The 15,090-nt window shown below is 73.6% G+C and carries 9 protein-coding genes; 7 read left to right on the top strand and 2 right to left on the bottom strand.

What is annotated here, in order from left to right; translation table 11 throughout:
- Window positions 1-198 precede the first annotated feature (198 nt).
- Window positions 199-1,854: a hypothetical protein gene (locus ABZV00_RS08590; protein WP_355603092.1), complete on the bottom strand. Its 1,656-nt coding sequence runs from the start codon at window positions 1,852-1,854 to the stop codon at window positions 199-201.
- Window positions 1,855-2,287: 433 nt separating this feature from the next.
- Between ABZV00_RS08590 and ABZV00_RS08585 the strand changes: the two genes are divergently transcribed.
- Window positions 2,288-3,694, top strand: a complete 1,407-nt coding sequence (locus ABZV00_RS08585) for an FAD-dependent oxidoreductase (RefSeq protein ID WP_355603090.1) — start codon at window positions 2,288-2,290, stop codon at window positions 3,692-3,694.
- 48 nt (window positions 3,695-3,742) lie between these two features.
- Here ABZV00_RS08585 and ABZV00_RS08580 read toward each other — a convergent pair whose 3' ends face one another.
- Complete coding sequence (locus ABZV00_RS08580) at window positions 3,743-4,561, bottom strand: NAD(P)-binding domain-containing protein (protein WP_355603088.1); 819 nt, start codon at window positions 4,559-4,561, stop codon at window positions 3,743-3,745.
- A 303-nt stretch (window positions 4,562-4,864) separates the two neighbouring features.
- Between ABZV00_RS08580 and ABZV00_RS08575 the strand changes: the two genes are divergently transcribed.
- From ABZV00_RS08575 to ABZV00_RS08550, 6 genes are all read left to right on the top strand, one after another.
- Window positions 4,865-6,481, top strand: a complete 1,617-nt coding sequence (locus ABZV00_RS08575) for a hypothetical protein (RefSeq protein ID WP_355603086.1) — start codon at window positions 4,865-4,867, stop codon at window positions 6,479-6,481.
- 71 nt (window positions 6,482-6,552) lie between these two features.
- On the top strand, window positions 6,553-7,581 hold the full coding sequence (locus tag ABZV00_RS08570) for a DUF916 domain-containing protein (RefSeq protein WP_355603084.1): 1,029 nt from the start codon (window positions 6,553-6,555) through the stop codon (window positions 7,579-7,581).
- Window positions 7,578-8,765 carry a hypothetical protein gene (locus tag ABZV00_RS08565; RefSeq protein WP_355603082.1) on the top strand — a complete coding sequence of 396 codons (1,188 nt, stop codon included), beginning with the start codon at window positions 7,578-7,580 and terminating at the stop codon, window positions 8,763-8,765. The genes ABZV00_RS08570 and ABZV00_RS08565 overlap by 4 nt, the downstream gene beginning before the upstream one ends.
- A complete protein-coding gene (locus ABZV00_RS08560; RefSeq protein WP_355603080.1) occupies window positions 8,762-10,120 on the top strand; it encodes a hypothetical protein in 1,359 nt (452 codons plus the stop codon). Before ABZV00_RS08565 ends, ABZV00_RS08560 begins: the two co-directional genes overlap by 4 nt.
- A complete protein-coding gene (locus ABZV00_RS08555; RefSeq protein WP_355603078.1) occupies window positions 10,107-12,170 on the top strand; it encodes an ATP-binding cassette domain-containing protein in 2,064 nt (687 codons plus the stop codon). The genes ABZV00_RS08560 and ABZV00_RS08555 overlap by 14 nt, the downstream gene beginning before the upstream one ends.
- Window positions 12,167-14,992, top strand: a complete 2,826-nt coding sequence (locus tag ABZV00_RS08550; RefSeq protein WP_355603076.1) for an ATP-binding cassette domain-containing protein — start codon at window positions 12,167-12,169, stop codon at window positions 14,990-14,992. Before ABZV00_RS08555 ends, ABZV00_RS08550 begins: the two co-directional genes overlap by 4 nt.
- The last annotated feature ends 98 nt before the right edge of the window (window positions 14,993-15,090 follow it).

The raw sequence follows: 15,090 nt of genomic DNA, 5'->3' as shown, positions 1-15,090 counted from the left end.
GGCAATCGGTCGAGGCTCGGCCCCCGGCCCGCGGTCCTCCTCAGCGTCGGCGGGGCGCGCGGACTGCACCTGCGCGACGAGCCGGAGGCCGCGCTGTCGGACACGGCTGCCTGGCTCTCCACGAAACACTCCGGAGCGACGGTGCCCGCCCGGTACGTGACCAGGACGGGCACCGTCGCCGCTACTGCGGCGGGTCGCTCAGCTGCTCGCGCCCCGAACCGTGACAACCTGACTGGTGTAGGCGTATGCGTAGGTGGCGTCGCCGTCGAAGCGAATGTGGTACGTGTACTGGCCGGACACCGGGGGCGTGTCGGTGATGGTGAACGAGCCGTCAGCGACGAGCGGCACCATCGGCAGGTCGGCCCCGACGGAACCATGCTTGTTGGTGTAGACCCGGTACACCACGATCGCCCCGGAGGCCGGCGTGGGCACGTTGCTGACGGTACTCATCTGACCCGTGAGCGTGAGCGGCTTCGTGGCGTTCCCGGTCGTCGGGCCGGTCACGAGCAGCGAGGTGGGGTGCTGGGCCACGTCGACCTTGGTCGTGGTCTTTGACCAGCGGAAGGCAGGGCTGCCATCCCAGATGGCGGTGTAGTTGACGCTGCCGCCGACCGGCGAGGTGTCGGTGACGGTGAAGGTGCCGTCCTCGGCAGTGGTCACGCCGGGCAGGGTGGCGGTGGTGCCGTTGGGCAGCGTGCGGGTGATCTCGATCGGCTGTGCGCCCGGCGCGGAGTCGTTGGGGAAGGCGAGTCGGCCGGTCATGGTGAATGGGTCCAGCGCGGTCGCTGCGGTGGTGGCCGACAGGCTTAGCGTGGACGTCGGCAGGACGGCGCCCTCTACGCGCCACAGGTAGTACCGGTTGTACGGCCAGTCGTTGAGCAGGGCGTAGAGGTCATCGCCCAGCACGGAGAGGCTGCCGGTGACCAGGTCGCCCTTGTAGGTCATCTGGGCTTGCGAGGTCTTCGCCCCCGTGGCGGCGTTGTACACCTCGGCGTAGGGGCCGTAGCTCGAGCCGTAGAAGGCGGTGGCGACGTGTGCGCCGTTCGGGCTGAGCGCGATCGCGCCCGGTGAGCCCGGGTAGTCGGCCCTCGATCCGTAGCTGCGGACCTTGGTCAGGGTCGTGGTATCCCAGATATCGAAGCCGGAGATGGCGAAGACCGAGATGGCCTGGGCGCCGTCGGGCGTGATGGTGAGGTCGGTCAGGTTCGACAGGTCGTTGTCGGCGCCGTCGATGACGCCCCGCAGCGTCGCCGGGATCGTGCTGACGTCGTACACCCGAGGGCTGGCGGGGTTGATCCCTGCCTCGGCGGTGAAGACCGTGTTGCCGGCGCCGGCAACCAGGGGCGCGCCGTACATCCGGGTGGCGACCTGGACGGGCGTAGGCGCCGCCAGGGACAGATCGAGGCCGAGGACGCCGCCGACAAAGTCGTTCTTGATGCCGTAGCCCACCCAGAGCTGGTCGCCGTCGAGAGACAGGTTTGCCGGGGACGGGTACGCGGCCAGGTTGATCCGTCGGACGACGGTGAGGGTGGCCGCGTCGATCTCGGCGATCTCGTTTGAGCCGGACAGCGCGGCGTAGACCCGGTTGCCGTCGGGCGTGACGGCCAGGCCGGTCGGGCCGGCCAGGCCGGTGATGCTACCGGTGAGCGTGCCGTGGGCGTCGGCGACCACGATGCGGTCGTTCGCGGAGACGAAGACCCGGCCGCCGGCCGCGGCCGTGTCGACGACGCCGGTAACGCCTTGGATCAGGGTGGCGGTGTCCCTGGCGGCGGCGGGTGCGGCGGTGGCGACGAGGCCGACTGCCGCGACCATCGTCGATGCCAGGACTGAGCCGATCACTGTGCGGAATCGCACCTGCGGTCCCCTTTCGGTGGTAACCCCGTGATGCCGCGGCGGCCGGCGGAGCCGGTGCCGGGCCTGCGACAAGATCGTCGCGTCATGGGATTAGGCGGCCCTCCGGCCAGCAGCGTTACACAGTGGATCAAAGCTCCGCTAAGAGCCAAGGCAGTCCACGTTTGCTGCGGGGGAGGCGTCCCGCCACTGCGTCGGACGCGTTCAGTTTGTCGATTGGTGATCGGCGCCGCCGGTGCTCGCGAGACGCAGGCGCCAGGCTGGACTGCCTCTGTGACTGTACGACGAGGACATTCGCCGAAAGTCGCAATTGTGCAGAGTTTTCGGCGGGCGGTGATCGTTGCCGAACGGTTCGCCCAGGGCGGTTGACGGCTCACGGATCTAATGGAAACACTGTTACTTCCATGGAAACGCGACTGGAGTGCCGGAGGTGGGCGTGCCGACCACGATCGTTGTGGGCGCCGGGCCGGGTGGTCTGGCCTGTGCCATCGCCGCCGCCGACGCGGGCGGCGCCGTGCTGCTGCTGGAGAAGGCGTCGGACGTCGGGGGCGCCCTGCCGTACTCGGGCGGGCACCTGTCCGCCGGCGGTTTCTCGCTGCAGCATGCGCGGGGCATCAGCGATGACCCCGAGCGGCACTTCGACGACGTCTGGCGGATCAGCCGAGGCGCCGCGCGGGCCGACCTGACCCGGCTGACGTTGCGCGAACAGCCGGCGGTGCTGGAGTGGCTGCTCGCCGCCGGGCTCGCCGTCGATCCGGGTACCCCCCGCATCGTGTACGGGCACGAGCCGTACCGCACGCCGCGAACCGTCCACGCCACCACCGTCCCCGGCGGTCCGGCGATCCTGGCCGCGCTGCGCCCGATGCTCGACGCACATCGGGCCACCGGCCGCATCGACCTGCGCTGCGGGGTACGCGTCACCGAGCTGCTGACCGAGGGCGGCGCGGTGGTCGGGGTCGCCGCGGACGACGGCACGCGGTGGCGGGCGCCCGCTGTGGTGCTCGCCACCGGCGGATTCGGGTACGCGCCGGAGCTCTTCGCCGAGCTGGAGGGCGCCCCGCTGACCACCTCGGCGGCGCCCACCTCGACCGGCGACGGCCTGCTCATGGGCCGGTCGGTCGGCGCCGGCCTGCAAGGCCTGGGCCGCTACATCCCCACCTTCGGCGGGCTGCCCCCGATCGACGGCGACCTTCGGGTCGACTGGGTGCACCGGCCGCACCTGGTGGCGCCGGAGCGGCCGCCCTGGGAGATCTACGTCGACCGGGCCGGGCGGCGCTGGATCGCCGAGGATGAGCCCAGCATCGACCACAAGGAGCGGGTGCTGACCACGGTCGACCGGATGACCTTCTGGACGGTCTTCGACGCCCACGCCTTGCGCGAGTCGTACCCGATGGTGCACGGCTGGAGCGCGGCCGAGCTGGACGCCCAGTGCGGCCGACGCCGGGGCGTGCACCGGGCGCCCGGGCTGGCGGAGCTCGCTGGGCTGGCCGGCATCGACCCGGCGGGGCTTTCGGCCACGGTGGCCCGCTACAACGGTTTCGTCGCCGACGGCCGAGATGCCGACTTCGGCCGGGCGTACCTGCCGGCGCCGATCGTCGAGCCGCCGTTCTACGCGCTGGAGAACCATCCGGTCACCCTGATCACGTTCGCCGGCCTGGACGTGGACGAGATGCTGCGGGTCCGCCGCGCGGACGGCACGACGATCCCCGGCCTGTACGCCGTCGGTGAGGTGATCGGCTCCGCCGCCGTCAATGGCAACGCCTTCTGCTCCGGCATGTGCCTGACGCCGGCCATGGCCTTCGGCCGGCTGGTCGGGCGTCGCCTCGCGCGGACCGCGAGCTGAGCCGGTCTCGGTCTGACTGTCCACGGCGGACATCTGAGCCGGGCCGGTTCAGTGTGCGAAGGCGAAGCCCTCCGCGCGCAGCTTGCCGGAGCTGATCGGCACGAACGGGGTCCTGATCTCGCCCCGATAGGCCAGCGCGGGCCAGCCTCCGGCGGCGCAGAGCTCGTCGAGGACAGCCCGGTTGGTCTGCGGCACGACCGCGTCCGGTACCGCGTTGAACACGCCCGTGAGGTCGCGGCTCACCACGAAGTCGAGCGCGGCGGCGACGTCGCGGTAGTCGATGCGATAGTGCAGGGCCTCGGCCGAGAACGGCACGCTGCCGCCGAGCATCTCGTGGGCCAGCTTCACCCGGGTCGGATAGTCGAGGTCGCGTGGATGCCCGTACACGTCGGGGATCCGCAGCGCGGCGCCGCGCGGGGTGGCCAGCACGGCGGCCTCGGCGGCGATGAAGTTGCGGGGTGAGGCGTCCGGGTCGTCGGTGACGGGGTTGGCCTCGTCGACCACCGTGCCATGGCCGGCTCCGTAGACCGACACCGAACTGGTGAAGACCACCCGGGGGTGCGCGGCGGCGGCGGTGCGCGCGGACGCGGTGAGCGTGTCGGCGTACTCGGCGATGCGCTGGTCGGCGTCGAAGGCTCGGGCGATGCGCGGGCTCACGGTGAGCACGACCGCGTCGGCGTCCCGGGTGGCCCCCTCGACGGCCGCGCGGTCGCTGCCACGGAGGACCGCCACCTCGGTGCAGACGGGCGCCAGCTCGGGCACCCGCTCGGGGGAGGTGGTGGTGCCGACCACGTAGTGGCCGGCCGAGACCCAGCGACGGGCCAGCTCCATGCCGACGTTGCCGCAACCGATGATCACGTAACGCACCTGGACCTCCAAAAGGGAAACGCTGTTTCCCACTCTGCCCCATCTCCGGCCCCCTGCCAAGACCGTGCCGCACGGGGCCCGCCGACGACGCTGCGGTGTCCGCGGGGTCGATCGAATCGGCCGGCGTCAAATCGCCTGTTGGGCTATTGACAGGAGGGCGAGCCGGCTGCCTTTATGAACCTATCCAATTTTGGAAACCGGTGTTTCCATCAGCGAAACAGCGGCCAGGGGTGCACCGTTCCCCACAGGAAGGAGAGCGGGACCGCAATGGGATTGCTCAGAACTACGGCTACAGCGGTGGGCGTGGCGGCTTTGGCCGCCGCCGCGACCGCGGTCTGCGTGTCCCCCGCGCAGGCGTACGGCCCCACCCCGGGCAACCTGGGATGCCGGCTGTACTTCAACGACGCCGGTACCGGCAGCTCGCCGAGCAACTGGGCCGACTCGTTCGGGCTCACCCAGACGCCGGCGACGCCGAGCCCGGGGCAGACCGTGACGGTGACCTTCACCGCGGCGACCGGTCCGAACAACGGCCCGGTCGCGATCAACCCCGGTGACGTGCCGATCGTGGTGGAGGCGGCGCTGGGTGGCTCGCAGAGTGGCCCGGTCACTCTCACCCAGCCCAACTACCCGGCCGGTCCGATTCCCGGCAACACCCCAACCGGCCCGATCACCGCCACCGGCACCTACGTGGCCGGAGCGACGGGAGCCGCGACGCTGACCGTCAACCGGGTGATCCTCAACAACCCGATCGCCAAGACGTACTGCTCGGCGGAGGGCGACCGGGACCACAAGGCAGCACCGGTCCCGACACCCATCGTGGAGAGTTTCACCGTCTTCGGCGGCACGGTCTCGGTCACCTCGGTGACCGGCCAGACCGTGCCCGGGCATGCCCGGGCCGGCAACGTCATCAACTACGCGGTGACCGGTCTCGCGCCGTCCACCGCCCTGACCGCAACACTGCGCGCGCCCGACGGCGCCGGAACGCCCGAAGGCTCCGGCACCGGCACGACCGACGCCGCCGGCGCCGGCACCGGCACGCTCACGGTGCCCAGCGGCGCCACCACGGGGGCACGTACCCTGGCGGTCTCGGACGGGACCAACACGGTCTCCGTCCCGATCACGATCCTCGGCTCGCCGAGCATCGCGATCACCCCCAGCGGTGGCGGCTCCGGCACCGTGGTGACGGTCACCGGCACCAACTGGAACCCGGGCAGCACGGTCACGATCCGCGGCTACAAGGCGTTCACCGGCGCCCCGCCGCCGCCCGCGACAAGCGACCCGGCAACGACGGCCACGGCCGGCGCCACCGGTGGGATCAACGCCACCTACACCGTCACCGACGGCAGCACCGCGTACATCGGCGCGCAGTCCGGCGCCCTGTTCGCGATCTCCGCCTGGACGGGGTCGGCTGACTCGTGCACTGCCAAGACCGGCTCGGCCACGACCGGCAACTGCACCCTGTCGTACAACCTGTCGGAGACCGTGACCGCCGGAAACCTGTCGATGGCTCGCGCCGCCGGCACCGGCAACATCGCGTTCTCCGGCGTCACCGTCGGCGGCAGCGTCCAGACGGCGACGGGCAACCTGTCGCCCGTCACGGTGACCGACTACCGGGGCAGCACCTTCGGGTGGAGCCTCGTCGGCACGGTCACCGACTTCACCGGCACCCCGGGCGGAACCATCGCCAAGAACAACCTGTCCTGGACACCGGCCTGCGTCGGCACCGCCGGCGCGACCAACGCGGTCACCGCGGTGGCCGGTACCCCGGGCACGGTCGACGCGGCGACGCTCTGCTCCGCGCCGACCAGCGCCACCGGTACGGGCGGCAGCTTCGACGCCTCGGCCGGGCTGACCCTCTCCGTGCCGGCGAACCAACTCGCCGGTACCTACGCTGCGACCCTCACGCTCACCCTGAGCTGAGGACCGCCTCGAGGTGGGGCGGTCGGCTGAGCCGGCCGCCCCCACACCGAGCAGTCGAAGGGTGGAACCGCGTGCGTCACCCCCTCTGGCCACGTCGCCTCCGCACCGGTGCGGCGGCCCTCGCCGCCACTGTCGCCGCCGTCGCGCTGACCGTCGTCCCGGTCGGGCCGGCCGCCGCGGCGGACAACGGCGAATGGGCGGTCGTGCCCACCCCGCCGGCCAACGCCGGGCCCACCCCCCGGCTCTACTTCTTCCTCGAGTCACCCGCCGGCCGGACCCTCACCGACTCGGTGCGGGTGATCAACCGCACCGACACCGAGCGCACCTTCACCGTGTACGGCGCGGACGCCTACAACACCGCACGCGACGGCGGGTTCGCGCTGCGCCAGCTCAACGAGAAGCAGTCGGACGTCGGGATCTGGACGGCGGTCGGCGCCGGCACCGTGGTGATCCCGCCCAAGGCGCAGGCCGACATCCCGTTCGCCATCACCATCCCGACGAACGCCAGCCCCGGCGACCACGTCGGCGGCATTGTCGCGATGGAGTCCGTCCCGGGCGGCCGGAGCGAGAGCAACGGCGTCGCCGTCGCGGTGCAGCGGGCCGTCGGCGCCCGCATCTACCTGCGCGTCGCCGGGCCGGGGGTGCCCGGCCTCAACCTCGCCGATCTGGACCTGACGCACCCGACGCCGTGGCTGCCCACACCGGTCGACGGTGCCCTGGAATACACCCTGGCCAACACCGGCAACCTGCGCCTCGCCCCCACCATCACGGTCACCGCCTCCGGCATGTTCGGACATCAGATCCGCCAACGTGGCGCCACCCCACAGCTCGACCTGGTTCCGGGCGCCGAGTCGCGGATGCGTGCCCAGTTCACCGGGCTGTGGCCGGTCGACGTCGTCACCGCCACCGTGACGGCGAAGGCCGACGGTGGCGTGCTGACGGTACGGACCACCCGTACCGTCGTGGTCTCCTGGACCGGCCTCGCCGCACTCGCCGCGCTGATCGCCGCCGGGGTCCTGGCCTGGCGCAGGCGCCGCCGCACCCAGGTGGCCCGCCCCCGGGGCGTCCGGCGCGTCCGCGCGCATGCGGAGGTCGGATGACGAGGATCGCGCGCACCCTGACCGCCGTCGTGTGCGTGCTGACCGCCGGGCTGGCACTGCCCACCGGCCCGGCGTGGGCGGCCGAGGGACTCACCCTCGCCGCCCCGGCGGCGGCACCGGGCGACCGGCTCGGGGTGACCGGCACCGGCTGGCCCGGCGGCGCGCTGGTCCAACTCGTCACCTGCGGGCAGCTTGCCATCGCCGGTTCGGCCTCCTGCGACACGCGGGCGGCCCTGGCCGTTCCGGTGCGCCCGGACGGCACCTTCGCGGTGCAGCTCGTGCTCGGCACCCCGCCAGTGCCCTGCCCGTGCGTCGTGCACGCCACGCTGGTCGGCGGCGCCGCGCGCGGCCAGGCCGACGCGCCGCTGGAACTCACCGGGCACGCCATGGGGGACACCCCCACGGTCTCGGCCGTCCCGGTCCGGCTCGACCTGGTCGAGGCGAGGATCGTCGGCCGGCCGGGCTGGCGGAGCCTGTTCGGCGCGGCGGCGACCCGGACCCTCGTCTACACCGTGCACAACCCCGGGCCACAGCCGCTGCCCAACCCGCCCCTCAACGTCCGAGTCGGCCGGGACGGCGGCGGCGACCGGGTCAGCACGCCCGGTACCGGCGACATCCGGCCGGGCGAGACGCACACCTACCGGGTGCCCGTCATCACCCCGTTCGCCGCGTTCGGCCGGTACACCGTGCAGGCCGACCTGGGCGGGTTCGGCCCGGCCGAGGTGACGCTCCGGACGTACCCGTGGGGTCTGTTCGTGGTGCACCTGCTCGGCGGGGCGCTGATCGTCGTGGGCGTCGCCCGCCGCATCGCTAACCGCCGCAACCGCCCGCCGCTGCCCGCGATGGCCGCCGCCCCGGCCGGCACGCTGCTGCCGTCCGTCGTGCGGGTCGGCTCGCTCGGGGCGTACCTCGTCTTCGACGACGCTCCCGGTGCCGGTCAGCTACGTCGGCGAGCCGGCGCCCACCTGAGCGTCGCCGCGCTGCGGGACCTGCTCGGCGACGCCGGACTGCCAAACGGATCCAGCGCCGAGGGGGCCGCGGTCATCGACCTCGCCGCCCTCGACGCGGTGCTCGCCGCGCGCCCGGGCGCGGCCACGCCGGCCGGAGCACGCGGCGGCAACCAGACCGCCGCCGCCGTGATCGATCTGGCCGCCCTCGACACCTACCTCGGGAGCCCTCGATGAGCCGCGATCCTGGCATCCACGCCATCGACCGGGACCGGAGCCTGACGGTACGGGCGGCCGTCGCCACCGTCGCCGCGCTGCTCGCCTTCGTCGGCTGCGGCGTGGTGCTGCCCGGCGTGGGCGGCGCCGACGGCACCGGCGTCGGGCCCGGCGTCACCGCCGACGCGGTCACCGTCGTGTTCGTCGGCACCGACCTGACCAAGACGGCGAACCTGACCGGGTTCAACACCGCCTCGGCCGGCGACCCGGTGCGCCAGATGCGGGCGCTGGAGAGCCACGTCAACGCCAACGGCGGCATCGACGGCCGGCGGATGCGGGCGATCTTCCGCAACTACGAGGCGAGCGACGACTCACCGGCCGCCGAGGAGAAGCTCTGCAACCAGATCACCCAGGACGACCGGGCGTTCGCGGTCGTGCTCACCGGTCAGTTGCAGGCCAACGCCCGCCCCTGCTACGCACAGCGGCACACCCTGGTGCTGGACGCCACCCTGATCACCATCGACCAGGCGACGAACGAGAGGCTCGCGCCGTACCTGTTCGCCCCGGCCTACCCCGCGTACGACGACTTCGTGCGCGCGTACCTGCCGGCGCTGGCCGCGCAGGGCTTCTTCGACGGGGCCGGGCAGGTGGGCATCGTCGCGGTGGACGCACCGGCCAACCGGGCGATGTACGAGCAGCACGTGGTGCCGTACCTGAAGCAGCGGGGAATCACCCCGACCCCGGCCTGGATCGACAGCACCGACCTGGGCACCCTCAACACGGGGCTCAACCAGGCCGCCGTCGACCTGCGGGCCAAGCGCGTCGAGCGGGTCTTCTTCCTCGGCGGGACCCGGCTGGCCTCCTTCTTCCTCACCTCGGCCACCGCGCAGGGCTTCACCGCCCGGTACGGCATCTCCAGCTACGACAATCCCAGCTTCCTGATCGGCAACCCGGACATCATCCCGCGCGAGGCGCTGACCGGGGCGGTGGGCATCGGCTTCAACCCCAGCCAGGACGTCGCCGACCGGGAGTACGCCTTCCCCGCCACCGACGCCGAACGCACCTGCCTGGGCATCTTCGCCACGGGGGGTGAGTCGTTCGGCACCCGCGAGAACGCGCGCGTGGCCTTCCCGTACTGCGACGCGGTCCTGCTGCTGCAGGCCGGCGCGAAGGACCTCGGCGCGGACCTCAACGCGCACCGGTGGCTGGCGGCCGTGGGCCGGCTCGACATCCCGTTCCAGCCGGCGACCGGATTCTCCGGGCGGCTCGGCGCGGGCCGGTTCGCCGCCTCGAACGGCTACCGGGCGTTCGGCTACGACAGCGGCTGCGCCTGCTTCACCTACCGCGGGGAGGACGTGTCCTTTGCGACCCGATGAAGACACCCGCCCCAGCGTCCCGCCGGGCATCGCCCGCGACGGTGCGGGGGCATGGCGTTCCCGGAGCGCGGGCTGGGGCGCGGGTACGGCCGGCGGCCTCCTGACCGGGGTGCCGCTGCTCGGCGCCGCAGGACTCGCCCGGGGTCTCGGTGTCGACCTGACCAGCGTGCTGGCCGCAGTGATCGCCGCTGCGGTGGTCGGCGCGGCCGCGACCGTCGCGGTCGTTCAGCGGGTACCGCACCGCCATCCGGTACGGGCCGCGCTGCTCGCCGGCGCCGGGGTGGGCGCCGCGCTGCTGCTGGTGGTCACCGTCGCGGCCCCGGTGCCGGGGCTGTTCGCGCTCACCGCGCTCGGGCTGCCCTGGGCGGTCCTGGTGGTGGCCGGCCGCGCGGTCGCCGCCGCGACGGCCACCCTGCGGTACTGGCACGTGGGGCTGCTGAACGGGCTCGGCCTGGCCGCGCTGCTCGCCGCTGGCACCGGCAGCGGGTCCGGATACCACTGGGCGGCGGGCGTCCTCGCGGCGCTCGGCGTACTGGCCGGCGTGACCGCCGCGGAACTGCCGGGCGATGTCGGCTGGCCACCGGCGCTGCGCACTCTGTTCGACAACGCCACCCGCCCGCCCACCGCGCGTACCGCCGTGCTGGCCCAGGCCGGCCTCGGCCTGGTCGTGCCCGGCGTGCTGGTCTTCGCCGCCGACGTGCTGCGCGCCGGGTTCGGCCTCGGTTCGCGCGGCGCCGTCGGTGTGGTCGGCGACGCGCTGCTCGCCGGAGCCGCGCTTGCGGTGCTGCTGCGCGGCGAGCGGCCGCTGCGCCTCGCCGTCGCCGCAGCCCCGGCCGGGCTGCTCGTCGCCGCCGGTGCGCTGCTCGTCGGGGACGCCCCCGCCGCGGTCGGCGTCGTGCTGTTCGCATCGGGCCTCGCCGTCGCCGTTGGTGCGCTGGTCGCGCTCGCCGTCGCGGGCGAGCGCGTCGCCGCCGAGGTGCTCCATCCGGACGCCCGCCCCGCGTTCGCGGCGGCGGCGTCGGTGCTGTCCCTGGCCGGTGGCCTGGCCGGCGCCGGTCTGCTCGCCCTGCTCAATGCCCGATACGGTGCCGGTCCGGCGTTCGCGGTGGCCGCGGCGGCGGTGCTGGTCGGCGCCGGCTACGCCCGGCGGCTCCGGCGCACCGCCGCGGCCGACGCCGAGCGGTTGGCCCGGGTGCTCGCCGACGAGGCGGAGGTCGCCCGGCTACGGCACAGCGGCGCGCGTCCCGCCGCTCTCTCCTGCTCCGGAATCGACGCGGCGTACGGTCCGGTCCAGGTGCTCTACGACGCGGCCGTACGCGTCGACGACGGCGAGCTGGTCGCGATCTGCGGCCCGAACGGGGTCGGCAAGACCACGTTGCTGCGGGTGCTCTCCGGGCTGCACCGCCCCGCCGCCGGGGTGGTCCGGCTCGGCGGGGTCGACGTGACTGCGCTGACCGCACCCCGCCGGATCGAGCTCGGAATGTCCACGGTGGTTGGCCAGGCGGTGTTCGGCTCGCTCACCGTCACCGAGAACCTGCGCATGCACGGCTACGCGCTGGGTCGGCGCAGCGACGCCGTGCACCGGGGGGTCGACGGGGCGTTCGCCGTCTTCCCCCGCCTCTACGAGCGGCGGGACCAGGTCGCCGCCACCCTGTCGGGCGGTGAGCGCCAACTGCTCGTGCTCGCCAAGACGCTGATCCAACGCCCCCGGATGCTGCTGGTCGACGAGCTGTCGCTCGGCCTGGCCCCGGTCGTCGTCGGCGGCCTGCTGGAGATGCTGCGCCGGCTCAACGCGCTGGGCACCTCGCTGCTGGTGGTGGAGCAGTCGGTCAATGTGGCGCTGTCGCTGGCCGACCGGATCTATTTCATGGAGAAGGGTGCGATGGTCGCCGAGCACACCGCGGGCGAACTGGCCGGTCGGCCGGACCTGGTCCGGGCCCTGATGCTCGGCGGCCACGCGCCGGCCGAGGACGCCGAGCCCGCGCCCCAGGCACAGGGCGGCGCGCCCGCGCCGGAGGCCGCTCCGGCGGCCGGGGCGGTGATCCGGTGATCGACGGATTCGACTTCGGCCCGGACCGCATCGTGCTGGGCCTGTTCACCGGCCTCACGTACGGACTGCTGGCGGTCGGGCTGGTACTGGTCTACCGGTCCAGCCGGTTCGTCAACTTCGCACACGGCGCGGTCGGGGTGTTCGGCGCCGCCGTGCTCGGCCGGCTGGTCGGTGACGGCGTGCTGCCGTACTGGCTCGCCCTGCCGGCCGGGATGCTCGCCGCCGCCGCGATCTCCGGCGCGATCGAGCTGAGCGTGGTCCGCCGGCTGCGGCACCGGCCTCGGGTGATCGGCATGATCGCCACCCTCGGGCTGTCCCAGTTCGTGCTCGTGCTCGCCCTGCTGGTGAACAGCTCGGGGGCCAGCGGCCCAACATTCCCGACGCCGCCCGGCATGCCGTCGTTCACCGTCGGCAACACCCCGGTCGGCCCGGCGTTCACCGCGATGCTGCTGTTCACGCCGGTGCTGCTGGTCGGGCTCGCCATGTTTCTCAAGCGCAGCCGGTTCGGGCTGGCGATCCGGGCCGCCGCCGACGCCCCCGACGCGGCCACCCTCAACGGCGTCACCGCGGCCCGGATGGCGACCCTGGCCTGGTCGATCGCCGGCGCCGTCGCCGCCTTCTCGGCGATCCTCGTGGCGCCGACTCAAGGCACCCAGTCGATCGAGTCGCTCGGCCCGGCCCTGCTGGTGCGGGGCCTCGCCGGCGCGGTGATCGCCCGGTTCTCCTCCGTCCCGATCGCGTTCGGCGCCTCGCTGGGCATTGGGGTGGGGGAGCAGATCCTGCTGTCCGGTCGGTCCAGCGGCGGTCTCGTTGAGCTGGCCCTCGTCGCGGTCATCCTGGTCGCGCTGCTCGCCCAGCCGGTCCGCGCGCGCCGCGACGGCGAGGACGGCGGCTGGGGCCGGATCGGCGCACCGGCGCTGCCCGCCGCCTACCAGCGGGTCTGGCTGCTGCGCAACCTGGGCCGGGTCGTCGCCGGCGTGGGCTTCGCCATCGCCGCCGTGCTGGCCTTCGTGATCAGCAACGAGAGCGCCTCGGTGCTCATCGCGATCATCGGCTTCACCCTGGTCGGCCTGTCGATCGGGCTGGTCACCGGCGTGGCCGGCGAGCTGTCCCTGGGCCAGTTCGCGTTCGCCGGCATCGGCGCCGCGGTGTCGGTGCAGGTCTCCGTGCGGACCGGCAACCTGTTCCTCGGGATCCTCGCCGGCTGCGCGGCGGCAGCGCTGGCCGCAGTCGCGGTCGGAGTGCCGGCGCTGCGCCTGCGCGGGCTCGCCCTCGCCGTCACGACGCTCGCCTTCGCGCTGGCCACCAGCGCGTTCCTGCTGCGACAGGGCTGGCTGCTCGGCGACGGTGCGCAGGTACCCAAGCCGCGCATCCTCGGCCACACCTTCGACCTGGCCACCGACTACTACCTGTTCGCGCTGGTGGTGCTGCTGCTCGGCCTGTGGGTCACCGCCAACCTGCGCACCGGTGCCTTCGGGCGGATCCTGGTGGCGCTGCGCGACAACGCCGACGCCGCCCGGGCGTTCACCGTCGCGGTGCCGCTGCGGGTCCTGCAGGCGTACGCGGTCGCGGGTGCGCTGGCCGGTCTCGGCGGGGCAGTGATCGGCCACGGGCAGACCCAGCTCACCGTGAACACGTTCCCCGCCTCGGCCAGCATCGACGTCGTCGCCACCGTGGTGGTCGGCGGGATCACGCTACTGGGCGGCCCGCTGCTCGGGGCGTTCCTGATCGTCGGCGTGCCCGGATTCCTGGAGCTGGACATCATCGGCCAGGCCGCACTGACCCTGGTCTGGCTGGTCGTGGTGATCGCGCTGCCGGCCGGGCTCGGCGGGCCGGTGCTGTGGCTGCGGGACCGGTTCGCCGCGCTGATCGCCCGCGGCCGCGGCGCACCGGCACCGTCCGCTGCCGATCAGGTGGCCGAATCCGTGGCCGGGCCGCCGCCGGCCGCCGCCGGATCGGGTGGCTCGATCACGCTGCCGCCGCGCACCGTCCCGCTGCGACCGGCGGTGACCGGCGAGCCGCTGCTCTCGGTGCGCGGGGTGGCCCGCTCCTACGGCGGCGTGCGGGCCGTCGCCGGGGCCAGCCTCGACGTCGACGCCGGCGAGGTGGTCGGCATCATCGGCCCGAACGGGGCCGGCAAGACCACCCTGTTCGAGATCATCGCCGGCTTCACCCGCCCGGACCGGGGCGCGGTCCTGTTCGCCGGCCGCCCGGTCACCGGGCTGTCGCCGCAGCGGCGGGCCGGTCTCGGGCTGGTGCGCTCGTTCCAGGACGCCCGGCTCTTCGCCACCATGACGGTGCTGGAGACCGTCATGGTGGCCGGCGAGCGCACCGCGCCGACCAGCCTCGTCGCGGCGGCTCTCGGTGCCACCGGCCCGGACCGGGCCAAGCGCCGCCGGGCCGAGGAACTCGTCACGCTCATGGGTCTGGCCCCGCTCGCCGACCGGTTGGTCGGGGAGCTGTCCACCGGTACCCGACGGATCGTCGAGATCACCTGCCTGCTGGCGCTGGAGCCGGCGCTGCTGCTGCTCGACGAGCCCTCGTCGGGGGTGTCCCAGGCCGACGGCGTCGCGCTGGGCGAGGTGCTGCGCCGGGTCCACGACGAGCTCGGGGTCACCATGGTCATCATCGAGCACGACCTGCCGCTGCTCGCCCGGCTCGCCGACCGGCTGGTCGCCATGGACGGCGGCCAAATCATCGCCGACGGCACCCCGCAGGAGGTCCGCAGCCACCCCGACGTGGTCCGCTCCTACCTCGGTACCGACCACGCCGCCGTCAACCGCTCCGGCGCGCCCGCCCAGCGTGCGGCGGTGCCGTCGTGAGCCCTGCCCGCCCCGCCCCGCCCCTGGGGCGAGTGTCAAAGCCCCTGGCCGGCCTGCGGCGGGCCCAGGCGACGCCCGGCGGCGTTGGAGGTCCGCCC

It is taken from the genome of Micromonospora sp. NPDC005173 (assembly GCF_040608515.1).
In the GTDB taxonomy this organism is placed as follows: Bacteria; Actinomycetota; Actinomycetes; order Mycobacteriales; family Micromonosporaceae; genus Micromonospora.
This window is presented reverse-complemented; position numbering and strand designations above follow the sequence as displayed.

What these genes read in the sequence shown, in the direction of transcription:
- ABZV00_RS08565 (WP_355603082.1), top strand. Translation starts at nt 7,578, where the DNA reads ATGACGAGGATCGCGCGCACCCTGACCGCCGTCGTGTGCGTGCTGACC.
- ABZV00_RS08560 (WP_355603080.1), top strand. Translation starts at nt 8,762, where the DNA reads ATGAGCCGCGATCCTGGCATCCACGCCATCGACCGGGACCGGAGCCTG.